At 50.2% G+C, this 14545-nt stretch carries 9 protein-coding genes; all 9 read left to right on the plus strand.

Features of this window, described 5'->3' with window-relative positions:
• Positions 1 to 19: 19 nt before the first annotated feature.
• On the plus strand, positions 20 to 1585 hold the full coding sequence (locus D6024_RS22075; RefSeq protein ID WP_121356990.1) for an FG-GAP repeat domain-containing protein: 1566 nt from the start codon (positions 20 to 22) through the stop codon (positions 1583 to 1585).
• 112 nt (positions 1586 to 1697) lie between these two features.
• Entirely contained in the window at positions 1698 to 2192 is a 495-nt protein-coding gene (locus D6024_RS22080) for a TlpA family protein disulfide reductase (protein WP_162944934.1), read from the plus strand.
• 25 nt (positions 2193 to 2217) lie between these two features.
• Complete coding sequence (locus tag D6024_RS22085; protein WP_121356992.1) at positions 2218 to 3558, plus strand: vanadium-dependent haloperoxidase; 1341 nt, start codon at positions 2218 to 2220, stop codon at positions 3556 to 3558.
• A gap of 216 nt (positions 3559 to 3774) precedes the next feature.
• Positions 3775 to 4164: an SMU1112c/YaeR family gloxylase I-like metalloprotein gene (gloA2, locus tag D6024_RS22090; protein WP_121357006.1), complete on the plus strand. Its 390-nt coding sequence runs from the start codon at positions 3775 to 3777 to the stop codon at positions 4162 to 4164.
• 54 nt (positions 4165 to 4218) lie between these two features.
• Positions 4219 to 5721 carry a gluconokinase gene (locus tag D6024_RS22095; protein WP_121356993.1) on the plus strand — a complete coding sequence of 501 codons (1503 nt, stop codon included), beginning with the start codon at positions 4219 to 4221 and terminating at the stop codon, positions 5719 to 5721.
• A 435-nt stretch (positions 5722 to 6156) separates the two neighbouring features.
• A complete protein-coding gene (locus D6024_RS22105) occupies positions 6157 to 7404 on the plus strand; it encodes a Pycsar system effector family protein (protein WP_121356995.1) in 1248 nt (415 codons plus the stop codon).
• A gap of 320 nt (positions 7405 to 7724) precedes the next feature.
• Positions 7725 to 10697, plus strand: a complete 2973-nt coding sequence (locus D6024_RS22110; protein ID WP_121356996.1) for a SusC/RagA family TonB-linked outer membrane protein — start codon at positions 7725 to 7727, stop codon at positions 10695 to 10697.
• A 19-nt stretch (positions 10698 to 10716) separates the two neighbouring features.
• Positions 10717 to 12408: a RagB/SusD family nutrient uptake outer membrane protein gene (locus D6024_RS22115; RefSeq protein WP_121356997.1), complete on the plus strand. Its 1692-nt coding sequence runs from the start codon at positions 10717 to 10719 to the stop codon at positions 12406 to 12408.
• 164 nt (positions 12409 to 12572) lie between these two features.
• Positions 12573 to 14545 (plus strand): CRTAC1 family protein (locus D6024_RS22120; protein WP_240410120.1); only part of this gene is annotated, 1973 nt, incomplete at its 3' end.

Below are 14545 nucleotides of genomic sequence, written 5' to 3' on the forward strand. Positions count from 1 at the left end.
CGTAAAGTAATCTTGCAGCATGCGAGCAGAACGTTCCCTGAAGTTTCTTTTTGCTTCGGTCTTTATCGCTTTTTCGCTTTCTTCCTGTGAAGACGATCCACGTAACAGCTCTCATGCCAGCGTTTCGCTTGACAGCATAAAAAAGGGTCGCGAATTGGCAGGCGTTTATTGCCGTTCCTGTCACCAGTTGCCCGACCCGGCCTGGCTCAACGCGGCCTCGTGGGAGAAGGGCGTGCTGCCCCAAATGGGTCCCCGCCTGGGTATATTTCAGCACCAGTTGCAACTTTACCCGGCCAGCCGCAGCGACCGCAGCCTGCCCCGCGATTTCTACCCGCAAAAGCCCCTGCTTTCAAAAGAAGACTGGCAGAATATTCTCGACTACTACACAGCGACAGCGCCCGATACCCTGCCCGGCCAGAAACGGGACAAGCCAATTCTGCCCTCGCTTCCACTTTTTGCCGCACAGCCGTCCGGGCTGCGCTATGCCAGCTCCATGACCTCTTTCATTAAAATCGCTCCAAAGCCCTACCCTTATTCGATGATCGTGAGCGATGCCATGCGCAGGCAAACATTTTTTCTCGACCAGAAATTAGCGCCTGTTGACTCCCTTCAAAACGGCGGCCCTGTGGTTGACATGCTGCTTTCGCAAAACGGTCTTCTTGCCTGCAACATCGGGCAGTTAAACCCGAACAACGGCCGGTTGGGCAAAGGCGATCTTTACCAATACGCAGACGGCAAATGGGACCTGCAGCCGAAAACCCTTTTTGACAGTTTGCAGCGTCCCGTTCAGGTAACGGCGGCCGACTTGAACGGAGACGGACGGCAGGATTACGTGGTCTGTGAATTTGGCTTTTTAACCGGTGCGCTGTCTTGGCTGGAGGCCGGTGCCGACGGCCGGTTTTCGCGGCACGTTCTGAAGCCGCTGCCAGGCGCCATCAAGGCCTATGTCAACGACTGGAATGGCGACGGCCGGCCCGACCTGTGCGTGCTGATGGCGCAGGGCGACGAAGGCATTTTTTTGTACACCAACAAAGGCGGCGGAAACTTTGAAGAGCAGCGCCTGCTGCAATTCCCGCCGGTCTATGGGTCATCGTATTTTGAGCTGGCTGATTTCAACAAAGACGGCCACCCGGATATTGTCTACACCTGCGGCGACAACGCCGATTATTCGCCGGTGTTGAAGCCCTTTCACGGCGTGTATCTTTTCCTGAACGATGGCGCCAACCGGTTTGTTCAACAGTATTTTTTCCCCATCAATGGCTGCTACAAGGCCATGGCCCGCGACTACGATGGCGATGGTGACCTGGATCTCGCCACGATCTCGTTTTTTGCCGACTATGCGCACCAGCCCGAAGAAGGCTTTGTGTACCTGGAAAACAAAGGAGGCTGGAACTTTCAGCCCTACACCGTGCCCGCAGCAGCAAACGGCCGCTGGCTCACCATGGATGCCGGTGATGTGGATGGTGATGGCCGCATTGACCTGGTGCTTGGCAATTTCTTCATGGGTCCGACCATCATGCATGCGGCGGCCGACTGGTCCAAAGCGCCGCCCGTCCTGTGGTTAAAAAATACGGGTAAAAAATAACTGCCCAGGAAGAGCCTGAACACGACGAGTAAAATCAACCGCACATTTTTGCAAAAATTGCAGCGACCAGCGAACTTTCTCTGTATATTGAAGGCGATTGCAGATGCTTATGGTGCGAAGAAAACTTGCTTTGATTTTGCTGGTGCTGTTCACGGGGATTTTTTTCCAGTCGGGAAAACTGGCTGCGCAGGCGGAAAATGCAGTCCCTTCATTTGCCATGACTCTTTCAAACGGCCAATACTTCAAGTCGGCCGACCTACCGAAGGGCCGTCCGCTCGTCCTGATTTATTTTGCCCCCGATTGCGATCATTGCCACACGCTGATGAATGCATTTTTTCAATGGGCCGACGAGTTTCGCGATGCCGACGTCGTCATGGTCACGTTCAAACCGGTGCAGGAAGTGGCCTCGTTCGAAAAGGCCTACCAGACCTACCGCTACACCAACATTAAGGTGGGTACGGAAGGCACGACGTATTTTTTGCGCCTCTTTTATAAATTGCAGAACACCCCGTTTACAGCCTTGTACGACAGAAAAGGAAAACTGGTAAGCACCTACAGGAAGGAAACACCGCTGAACGATTTGCTGAGAAAATTAAAACAACTATAAACACCATCCTTTAAACAGAGATTGCATGAGAGTTTGTTTTTCACTGGTGGCTTTGCTTCTGCTCCTTGGCAGTTGCCGCCAACACCAGTCTGACCCGAAGATCCTCACCGATCAAAACGTCCTGCACCGTAACATGGACCAGTTGACGCAGGTAATCATTCACGACATGTTTCCGCCGCCAAATGCAAGCCGGATATATGCCTATACATCGCTGGCAGCCTATGAAGCGGCACGGTTTACCAAACCTGATTACCCGTCCATTGCCGCCAAACTGCACGGCTTTGCGGCCATGCCGGTACCGGAGAAAGGGAAGGACTATAACTACCTGCTGGCAGCAACCAATGCATTTTTTACGGTGGCGGAAAGCATCACATTTTCCAAAGACTCCATGCAGGGTTACAAGAAGGCCTTGTTCAATGATTTCCATTCGCTGCTGAACCAGGAAACGTTCGACCGGTCACTCAAACTGGGACAGGACATTGGGATGAATGTGCTGGCAAGGGCAAAAACCGACAATTACAAAGAAACCCGCGGCATGCCGAAATACCTGGGGAGCGACGAGAAGGGAAAGTGGCGCCCTACGCCACCCGACTATGCCGATGCAGCCGAGCCGCACTGGGGTAAGATGAAAACCCTGCTGCTTGACTCGTCCTCCCAAATGCATTGCCCGCCGCCGCCGCCGTATAGCGAAGACAAAAACAGTGCTTTTTATCAAACCACCAACGAGGTGTATACCATCGGGAAAAACCTGACAGAAGAACAAAAAACCATTGCCCGCTACTGGGACGACAACCCCTTCGTGACCGAACACGCCGGCCACCTGATGTACGGCAACAAAAAGATTACTCCTGTGGGCCACTGGATCGGGATCACTGCCATCGCTGCGCAAAAGAAGAACGCCGATGCAGCCAAAACGGCGCAAGCTTATGCGTTGACAGCAACGGCGATTTACGATGCCTTCGTGTCTTGCTGGAATGACAAGTTTGTGTACAACAATATCCGCCCGGTAACGGTCATTAACGACATTATCGACCGCGACTGGCAGCCCTTTTTACAAACACCGGCCTTCCCCGAACATGCCAGCGGGCACAGTGCCATTTCTTCGGCGGCCGCCACCGTGCTCACAAACCTGTTTGGCGAGTTCCCGTTTGAAGACACGAGCGACCAGGCCTACATCGGTATGAAGCGGAATTTTTCTTCGTTCCGGCAGGCTGCTGCCGAAGCGTCGATCAGCCGTGTGTATGGCGGCATCCATTACCGCACTGGTGTTGATGCTGGCGCTATGCAGGGCATGGAAGTGGCAGATTACCTGGTGAAAAACCTCCTCCCGGCAAAAGAGGTGCCCCAATCGATTTCCAGGAAATAAAAGACGCAATAAACGCATGTTTTCATTCAGGCAACTGCACCGGCAGTTGCTTTTTTGTTACAGTACAACGAAGGGAAAGTTGAAGCGGCCTGGTGGCAATTTGGTGATGAAAACTTGCGGGCTTTTCAATACATGTTGCGCGGCCTGTATGGCTGGTCTTTTTCGGATCCGGTGCAGGTCTGGCAAGCTTGCTTTTTTCGTTGCATCTTTACGCATATGGGATACATCAAAAAGATCCACCACATCGCGGTCATTTGCTCGGATTACGAACGATCAAAAGCATTTTACACCGAAGTATTGGAACTGGAGATCGTTCGCGAAGTATACCGGGAGCAGCGGGATTCGTACAAGCTGGACCTGGCGCTGCACGGTGCGTATGTGCTGGAACTGTTTTCATTCCCGTCGCCCCCGCCACGCCCTTCGCACCCGGAAGCAGCCGGGTTACGCCATCTTGCTTTCGCGGTCGATAACGTGGAAGCGGTGGTTGCGTCGTTGCAAAAGAAAGGCATTGCGGTAGAACCGGTTCGTGTAGACGAATTCACCGGTAAGCAATTTACCTTCATTGCCGATCCCGACGGACTGCCCATCGAATTTTACCGGGACTAGTCGTTGCACGGAAAGAAAACGGTTTCTGTACATTTAAGCTTTCACAACCTGTTCATGCCTTCACCTTACATTATTGGAATCGATATCGGTACCGGCAGCACAAAGGCTGTTGCGGTAGACAAGAACAATACGGTGCTGAGCACAGCCCAGCATTTTTACGAAGCCATAACGCAGGGCGAAAAAAGCGAGCAGGATGTGCATCCGGTCTTCGTCGCATTTCAGCAAAGCATCCGGCAAATTGTTGACAAGCTGGGAGGGCCGCCGGAGGTAATCTCATTCAGCAGTGCGATGCACAACATCCTCGTGTCAGACAGCCAGGGCGAGCCGCTAACCGGCGCCATACTGTGGTCCGATACCCGCAGCAACCGTGTAGCCGAAGCGTTGCGGTCTTCGCCGCTGGGGGAACAGATTTACCTGGCCACCGGCACGCCGGTTCATTCCATGTCGCCGCTTTGCAAAATCAGGTGGATGCAGGAATGTGAGCCGGCTCTTTTTTCAAAAGCCGCAAGGTTTATTTCCATCAAAGAATTTATCTGGTGGCAGTTGTTCGGCGAATACGTCATTGATCATTCGCTGGCATCGGCCACCGGATTGTTCAACGTTCACCAGTTAAGGTGGGAAGAACCGGCGCTGCAATTTGCCGGCATTTCGACGCAGCAACTGTCACAGCCGGTCCCTGTTACCTACACGAAAGCAAATGCAAAAAGAGAATTGGCGGGGGAAATGGGTTTGTCGGCCGAAACGGTTTTCATGGTTGGTGCCAGCGATGGCACCCTGGCCAACCTGGGGAGCCGCTGTCTGCGGCCTTCCGACGCTGCAGTTACCATCGGCACCAGCGCTGCCGTGCGCATCACTTCTCCAACGCCGGTGCAAGATGCCAGGCGAATGATCTTTAACTACCGGCTCGACGAAAACACCTTTGTTTGCGGTGGTGCGGTGAACAACGGGGGCAATGTGTTCCAGTGGGTGCTCGAACAGCTGTTTAACGGTCGTGCCGGTGTTGGCAACTACGAACAGCTTTTTCAACTCGTGAGCCAGGTTGCCGCCGGCAGCAACGGTTTGTTGTTTCTTCCTTACCTCCATGGCGAAAGGGCGCCCATTTGGGATGAAAAGAGCAGTGGCGCATTTATCGGCATTGGTGTGGGCCACAACCTGGCGCATTTTGCACGGTCGGCCGCGGAAGGCGTGTGTTTTGCGTTGCTGCATATCCTTTCTTCCCTGGAAGAAGTCTGCGGCCCCCTGGAGCAACTGCTGGTCAGCGGCGGGCTTACCCATACGGACGTGATGATGCAGTTGCTGGCCAATGTCACCGGGAAAAGAGTAGTAGTGCAACTTGGCGGCGACGCATCGGCCATGGGCGCTGTTTACCTGGCGCAAAAAGCAAGGGGCTACCTGTCCGCTTATTCTGAAATTCCGGTAAACAAAGCAACTGTGTTCCAGCCGGAGGCGGCAGCCGGTGAGATCTACAAGCAGTCTTTTGCCGTTTACAAAAATCTCTACCCAGTACTAAAGGACTCTATGCATACCCTTCATGCACTGGCTCAACGATCCATGTAACGGTGCCTCTTATTTTTGGCATTTTGGCTAGCCTGATTGCGAAAAGTTTAACCCGGTGCCGGTCCTTTAGCTTGGTTCAAATCTTGCCGGGCTGGCCATAGGAATGACGGGGCAACGTGATATTGTCTGTGAACAGAGGAGTTGGCAGCGTGTAAACAGTGACGGTGTTGTTGACGAACGGGCAGCCCGTTTGTCCGGATATAAACAATACCGTTTTTTGGATGTTCAAAGAATAGTTGGACAGACCACCCGTCAAGCATTTGCCACCTGGCCGTGGTGGAAAGCCTCCGGTACTGGACCTGGAGGTGTTCTGGCCCTGGATGCTTTTAGTAAACCCGTAACACACGGAGCAGCTGTAAAGGTTTTTTTGCGACTTTGCAGATCCTGTTACTGGCTGGTATACTTATTTCTGTTTCGTCAAACAACGTCTTCCGTATGATCGATGCAAATGAACAATTGCTGGTTGCGGCACAAACACACGTAATGGATCTTTTCCGGCAAACCAACCGGCCCGGATTGGTCTTTCATACCTGGCAGCAAACCGAAGAAGTGGTGAACAGTTGCCATGAAATGGCCAACTACTACCACCTCGGAGAGGAAGATCGCCTGGTGCTCTTGTTGGCTGCCCTGTTTCACAACACGGGATATTGCACGGAAGGAGTGGAAGCACCGGTAGAACGGAGCATTGCCCAGGCAAGGCTCTTTTTGCAGAGCCATAAAATCAGTGAAACGGTGAGGCAGCGTGTGGTCTCCTGTATAAAAGCGACGGCCATGCCGCAGATGCCGGTCAGCCTCGTTGAACAAATTCTTTGCGACGCTGCACTTGCCTATTTTTCGAAAGAAACCTTTGCCGAACAAACCCGGTTGTTGCGCCAGGAACAGGAAGCCCGGATCGGCCGTAAGATTGGTGCAAAGGAATGGCGCCGGGCAAACGTCGATTTTTTTAAGACCCATCGGTATTTTACCGAATACGGCCAGGAAAAGTTGCAACCCGGTAAAGATGAAAACCGGTGGAAGCTTTCCAAAAAGAAAAAGAGAACGGAACAAATAATCGCAGAGCAACCGGCTTTCCTTCTTTACCCGCAGGCAGGAATGCCACCTGCCGTAAAAAAAGGAGGGAAAGAAACCGAAAAAGGAGTACAGACCATGGTGCGCATCACCTCGGGCAACCACATGGAACTAAGCAGTCTTGCCGATAAAAAAGCGAATATCCTGATCACGGTGAACTCCATCATTCTGTCTCTTTTGCTGCACCGGCTTACAGTCAGTACCCAGTACGTCTGGCCTGTTGGTATCCTCGTGCTGAGCTGCCTGGTTTCGGATACCTTTTCCATCCTGGCAACGAGGCCTTCAGTTAGCAGCGGTAAGTTTACGGAAGAAGACATCCGGAACAAACGAACGAATTTGCTTTTCTTTGGCAATTTTTACCAGATGAGTTTATCCGACTACCAGTGGGCCATGAAACAGATGATGGAAGACCGAGAGTACCTCTACGGCACGATTCAAATGGACACCTATTTTCTCGGTTTGGTGGTGGCAAAAAAATACCGGCTGCTGCGCATTGCGTATACTGTGTTTATGATCGGTATGCTGGCGGCTGTGCTGGCGTTTCTCCTGATGGCAATCCTTGGAACGAACGGCCATGCGCACCACGAATCGCTTTCCGCTGCTTTTTTTCGTTAAAAAACGAACGATTTTATCCGGCTTATTTTTGAAATTGGGTGATGATTTCTTTAACCGGCAAGGCGTGCCGGTTTCCTGTTTCTGGAGGCGACTTTTGAACCCGCCAATATCGAAGGACGTCCGGTTAGCGGGTATCCATGGGTGTTGTATTTCTGTGAAGAAAATGCCGATATTTTTAGTGTATTAGCACCACAATTTTGCAAGCGATTCGCAAGTGTGTAGAAAAAACACGTTAACCGCTTCGATTGAGGCAAAAAAAGTTTTGGGTTGATGAAAAAAAAACTAATTTAACATCCTAATTACACAAAATCATTGCTGCTATGCACAGAAAGTTAACGCTCTACTTAGCTACGCTTGTGGCTACCTTTCTCTTTTTTACACACTCTCTACTGGCTCAAAACCGTGTTACAGGAACAGTAACGGACGCTACCGGCAAAGCTGTAGCCGGTGCGACTGTGATTTTAAAAGGAACCAATACAGCGACTCAGACAAACGAAAGCGGTGAGTTTACGATTACGGCTCCCGCGGCCGGAACGCTGGTCATTTCGGCCGTTGGATTTGGAACACAGGAAGTTGCTGTTCAAAGCCGGACAACCATTCCCATCCAACTCACAACACAGGAATCGAACCTGAATGAAGTTGTGGTTATCGGTTATGGTACTGCACGCCGAAAAGACATTACAGGTGCCATTTCCTCGGTTCAGGCAAAGGACTTTAACAGAGGTGTCATCACCACACCCGACCAATTATTGCAAAACAAAGTACCTGGCTTGCAGGTAACAACCAACTCTGGCCAGCCAGGTAGTGCTACCACGGTTAAGATCCGCGGTAATAACTCTATCCGGGCCGGTAGTAACGCCTTATATGTGATTGATGGTGTGCCCCTCGATGGAAGATCGGCACGGCCAAACTTTGGAAACGCATTCGGTTCAACACCCGATGCAAATCCGTTGATTTTTGTAAACCCCAACGACATTGCACGCATTGATGTATTAAAAGATGCCTCTTCCGCAGCCATTTATGGTTCCCGTGGCGCCAATGGCGTGATTGCCATTACAACGAAAACAGGAACGGCTGGTGCGCCAAAACTTGAATTCAATACAAGCGTTGGCGTGAATGCCGGCTTAATGAAGCGCTTCGATGTACTGACAGCGTCTGAATTCAAAACAGCGCTTTCGAAATACAATGTTGCAAACCAGGATTTTGGCGGCAACGTTGATGCTATGAAAGAACTGCAGAACAAAAAAGCAACACAGAACTATAGCCTCGCATTCAGTGGTGGCAGCGAAAATGGTCGCTTCCGTGCATCGTTCCTTGCATCGGAAATCAATGGTTACCTGAAAAACTCCACCCTGGACAAATATGTGGGTAATTTCGGCGGCCAGTATTCCTTTCTTGATAAGCGTTTGACACTCGGCTTCAATATTACGGCAGGACATACTACAGAAGACCTGGTGCCGGTTGCCAATACCTCTGGTTCTACCGGTAACATCATCAGCTCCATTTTGCAATGGAACCCCACTGCTTCCTTCAGGGGGACCAACGGGTTGTTTTATTACCCAACCAACGGATCGGGCAATCCCGTCGCCTTGCTGTCTGGCTTTTCTGATGTGGCTCATGTTAATTCCGTTCTTGGCAACGTTTCTGCAACCGTTCGGATCATCCAGGGACTGGATTACAAGTTCCTGTATGCTGTAAATAATAGTGTTGGTGACCGCTATACCAATATCTATGGTTTCCTGCAAGGATATTCTGGTCTCTCGGGTTCAGGCCAGGCCGCTATTGGCAACGCACGGTTAACTTCTCAAACATTCGATCACACATTGAACTATAGAACAGCGCTTACATCCCAGTTGAACCTGGAAGCGTTGGTCGGATATGAGTACTGGACAACACGCTACCAAAACAGCAACGTTTCTGCACAGGGTTTCAACACTAATTTGTCTGAGACAACGTTTACCGGCATTCCGTACACGAGCATGCTGCAGAATGGCAACGTTCAGAACCCGCCAGGTACATTTGTTGACCCCAAGGTTGAATTGCAGTCTGTTTTTGGCCGTGCTTCTTTAAATTATGCCAACAAATATTTTGTAACAGGAACATTGCGGGCCGATGGTTCCAGCAAGTTTGGTTCAAACAACAAATACGGTTATTTCCCGTCCGTTGGTGTTAGATGGGCTGTCAACAATGAAGACTTCATGAAAGGCACCAGCCTATTCTCCAACCTGGCATTGCGTGCTTCATGGGGTATCACCGGTAACCAGGAATTCCCAGCCGGCGCTTCGCAGGAGCAGTTTGCCTTTGGCTCTTACAACAATGCAAGCCAGATCAACGTAGCAAACCCCAACCTGAAATGGGAGGAAACAAAGTCTTATGATATTGGTCTTGACCTGTCGACACGCGGTGGTAAAGTCAACTTCAACATTGACTATTACAACAAGAACACCAGCAACATCCTCTTCCAGAGCACTGCGATTCAACCGGCTCCTGCCTCCATCTATTTCATCAACCTTCCTGCAAACCTGATCAACAAAGGTGTTGAAATTGGTTTGGGTGTGAACGTGATCGATCACAAAGACCTTACCTGGGACATCGGCGGCTACTATGCACACAACGACAACAAGCTGACCAATTTTACCCAAAACGGAAAGGATATCCAGATCATTACAGGCCAGATCAACGGTCAGGGTGTGTCGGGAACACTTGCACAGGTCATCACCAACAATTATCCTGTTAACGAATACTTCCTGAAAGAGTTCCAGGGTTATGATCAAAACGGTAACCAAACGTTTGGTGCCAACCCGATTTATGCAGGCAATCCCAATCCGACAAACAGTTTCGGTGTAAACACGACGTTGAATTACCATAAGTTCGGTTTCGTGGTAAATGGCGGCGGTGAAAGCGGTTATCTCATTTACAACAACACGGCCACAAGCGTTACCAACATTGCCGGTATTTCAAATGGTAGGAACATTGACAAGAATTCTTATAGCTCGGTTGAAAAGCCAACAAGCCCGGTTGCTGCAAATACCCGGTTCCTGGAAAGCGGAAACTACTTTAAATTGAGAAATGCAACATTGTCTTACCGTGTGGGTGACATCGGTCGTTACGTCCGGAACATGAATGTTTATGTGACCGGTAACAACCTGTTCGTGATCACCAAATTCTCTGGATTTGATCCGGAAGTGAACATCGACAAAAGCAGCAACAACTATCCTTCCCGTTCAATCGAGTATATCCCATTCCCAACAGCCCGTACGATCTCTGTGGGCGTAAATCTAACATTGCAGTAAATTTTAAAAGAAACGCTTTATGATAAAGTCTAAAATCAGTAAACTTTCCTTATTTCTGGTTGTTGCAGCCATGGGTTGTACAAAGTTGGATGAAAATCTAAACAGTACATTAACCAACACGCAAACAGCCAATGCCCTTGGTTCTGCGGGGGTGGGCTTATTGCTGCAGGCAGCGTATGGTGACCTTCGCGTCCCTTTTACCAACCAGGACCAATTGTTCTCACTGGAAGAAAACACGGCCGACGAATCGTTGGTGCCGACAAGGGGTGGTGACTGGGATGATAATGGTGTATGGCGGGTACTGCATGCACATACCTGGACAGCCGATCACGGCCAGATCCTCAGTGTGTTTAACAACCTGAACAAGCTCAATTTTGACGCAACGAATGTGCTGCAGTTTGGGCCTTCCAAACAGCAGGCGGCGGAAGCCCGTTTTTTAAGAGCCCTTTCTCTTTATTACCTGCTGGATCTTTACGGACAGTACCCGTTCCGGAATCCTGGCGACAATCTTTTGAATGCACCGGAAGTGAAATCCGGAGCTGCCGCAGCCCAGTTTATCATTGACGAACTGAATGCTGTAGTGCCCGATCTTCCTGCTTTCAATAACAATCCGGGGCAAGCCACACAGGAGGCTGCAAAAATGCTGCTGATGAAATGTTACCTGAACAGGGGTGCCTGGGCAAATCGTCAAACGCCAACTTTCGCGGATGCAGACATGCAGCAGGTGATTACGCTTGGCAACAGCATTATCACCGGCGCCAAGTTTAGCTATGCTTCCGAATATTTTAAAAACTTCGATGTGGACAACGGAACTTCAACAGAGAACATTTTTACGTACGTGAACACATCGGGTGCGGCAGCCAACAACAGTGGTCCGCAGGCTCGTTGGGAAATGACGTTGCACTACAACCAGTATACACCTAAAAATCCCAATGCCGGCTGGAACGGTTTCTCCACCATCAGTGATTTTTATAACAGCTTTGGTACGACGGCAACACCAACTACAGCCACTTCTGATGCCAATAGGGTCAATGGTTTCTTTACAGGTGTTGGTGCAATAAATAATCCTGATGCCGCTATCGACTCACGAATTGGTAACCGCGCTTATCCTGGGGTAACGAACGTTTCCGGTCTGAGACCAGGGTTTCTCATCGGTCAGCAATACAACGAAAACAATGTTGCGTTGAAAGACAGGAAGGGGAATCCGCTGGCCTTCGATCCCAAAATTTCGACGGATATGAAAGAAACAGGAGCCAATCTTGAGGTGACAGGTATCCGCGTCATCAAGTATCCGCCTGATTTTTCTGCAGGTGATAAATATTTCCAAGGACCTGCGGGAAATGACATGGTGATCTTCCGTTACTCCGATGTCGTGTTGATGGTGGCCGAGGCCAAGTTGCGTGCCGCTACAGCAGACAATGCCGGGGCACTGACCATGGTAAATACCTTGCGGGCAGCCAGAAAGGCCCAGCCTTTGCCTTCTATCTCGCTTGTAAATGCCAACAACATCTACGATCCCAATACACTTCTGACTGAAAGAGGTCGTGAGTTGTACTGGGAAAGCGTCAGAAGAACAGACCTGATCCGCTTTGGCGTGTACCTGAAGCCATGGCAATATAAGAGCAGTGATGATCCCAAAAACCTGGTATTCCCGATTCCAAGCCAGGCGTTGGCAGCCAATCCAAACCTGAAACAAAATACAGGATACTAAGATTCAACCTCTGTCAATAAAAAAAGGTCATTGAAAAATGACCTTTTTTTATTGAAAACACTGCGAAAGTTTTGTTCGCAACCAATCGTCTACTCTATTTTACGTTAAATTGCTTTGCGCTGTAAAATGTGAGCGGTTGAAACCATTTACAGACTGATGTGAGCATGAAAAACTGCATTTACTTAGGACTGCTTCTGTTTCTTTTTTCCTGTACGTCAAAAAAGGCTGATCCGTTGTTTGAACTGGTGGACAACACCGGCATTCGATTCAACAACCGCGTTGTGGACGACAAACTGGAAAACAGTTTCCTGTTTCGCAACATGTACAATGGCGGCGGCGTGGCCACCGGCGATATCAACAACGATGGCCTGCCCGATATCATGCTGACCTCCAACCAGGGCGAGAACAAATTGTACCTGAACAGGGGTAAGTTTCATTTTGAAGACATTTCGCAAAAAGCCGGGCTCCGGCAGGACAGCCTTTGGAGCACAGGGGTTACCATGGTTGATGTGAATGCCGACGGCTGGTTGGATATCTATGTCTGCAATTCGGGGCATATGCCAAACGGGCATCGCCGGAACCAGCTTTACATCAACCAGCACAACAACACGTTTACGGAAGAAGCGGCAAAATATGGCCTGGCGGTTTCCGGCTACTGTACGCAGGCATCCTTCTTCGATTATGATCTGGATGGAGACCTGGATTGCTTTCTTATCAACAACAGTCCTGTTCCCATAAACACACTTGGATACACCAATCGTCGTGACCTTCCCGATGCGGAATGGCCTGTTGCGGATTTTCTGAAAGGCGGCGGCGATCATTTGTACCGCAATGACGGCGGTCGGTATACGGAAGTAACCAGGGAAGCCGGGATACATGGCACATTAATGAGTTTTGGACTCGGCGTTACAGTAGGTGATGTGAACAACGACGGCTACCCGGATGTGTATGTTTCAAATGACTCCTACGAAAGAGACTATCTCTATATCAACCAGAAAAATGGCCGGTTCAAGGACGAAATGGAAGCCTGTGTAGGACAAAACAGTTTTTCGTCCATGGGTGCCGATTTGAGCGACATTAACAACGATGGCTACCCGGATATCTTCACCACCGATATGTTGCCCGGTGATGATTACCGCCTGAAAACCTTGGGTGCTTTCGACAACATTGACCTGCAGCGACAGCGCCTGCAAACAGGCTTGTACAACCAATACATGAAGAACTGTTTGATGGTGAACAACAAGAATGGTGAGTTTTTGGAGGCGGCTAATTTCAGCGGTGTGTCGGCGACCGACTGGAGTTGGGGTGCCCTGTTCTTCGATGCCGACAACGACGGGCTGAACGATATTTTTGTTTGCAACGGTGTTAACCGCGACGTGACCAATTTGGACTTCATGGATTTCTTTGCCAACGATGTCATTCAGAAAATGGTCTTGTCGGGGCACAAGCAAAGCGTGGATTCGGTATTGGCACACATTCCCGTCAATGCAGTTTCCAACTGTGCTTTCCACAACAAGGGCGGACTGCAGTTTGCCGATGTGGCAACCGACTGGGGATTGGGAACGCCTTCGTTTTCCAACGGTGCTGCTTATGCCGACCTTGACGGCGATGGAGACCTGGACCTGGTGGTGAACAACGAAAACCAGGAGGCCTTTGTGTATCGCAACAAGGCAAAACAGCAGTTGCAAAACCACCACATTTCCGTTCAATTAAAAGGCAGCGGGCAAAACCAGTTTGCCATCGGCAGCAAGATCAAAGTGTACAAGGGCGACCAGGTTTTTTACCGCGAGCTGTTCCCTTCCCGGGGTTTTCAGTCTTCAGTCGATTACCGGCAGGTAATTGGATTGGGAAAGATCACGGCTGTCGATTCGATGATCGTGGTCTGGCCCGACAGGACGTATACTAAAATTGATCATCCCGAGTTGGATAAAACCCATGTCATCCAGCAACCGTCGAGCAAAGGCCCGTTGGCCTATGCTGAACAAACGGCAACAGCGCCGTTGTTTGCAAAAACAGTCTCCTCATTTGATCGTCATGTGGAGGATGATTATGTAGATTTTTATTATGAGCGGAATTTACCGGAGTTGTTGTCGCGGGAGGGCCCGCACGTGGCTGCGGGGGATGTGAACGGTGATGG

It is taken from the genome of Flavisolibacter nicotianae, assembly GCF_003628535.1.
GTDB classification, from domain to species: domain Bacteria; phylum Bacteroidota; class Bacteroidia; order Chitinophagales; family Chitinophagaceae; genus Flavisolibacter; species Flavisolibacter nicotianae.

Coding starts and splice junctions, on each gene's coding strand:
- gloA2 (WP_121357006.1), top strand. CDS start 3,775: ATGGGATACATCAAAAAGATCCACCACATCGCGGTCATTTGCTCGGAT.
- D6024_RS22105 (WP_121356995.1), top strand. CDS start 6,157: ATGATCGATGCAAATGAACAATTGCTGGTTGCGGCACAAACACACGTA.
- D6024_RS22085 (WP_121356992.1), top strand. CDS start 2,218: ATGAGAGTTTGTTTTTCACTGGTGGCTTTGCTTCTGCTCCTTGGCAGT.
- D6024_RS22110 (WP_121356996.1), top strand. CDS start 7,725: ATGCACAGAAAGTTAACGCTCTACTTAGCTACGCTTGTGGCTACCTTT.
- D6024_RS22095 (WP_121356993.1), top strand. CDS start 4,219: ATGCCTTCACCTTACATTATTGGAATCGATATCGGTACCGGCAGCACA.
- D6024_RS22075 (WP_121356990.1), top strand. CDS start 20: ATGCGAGCAGAACGTTCCCTGAAGTTTCTTTTTGCTTCGGTCTTTATC.
- D6024_RS22115 (WP_121356997.1), top strand. CDS start 10,717: ATGATAAAGTCTAAAATCAGTAAACTTTCCTTATTTCTGGTTGTTGCA.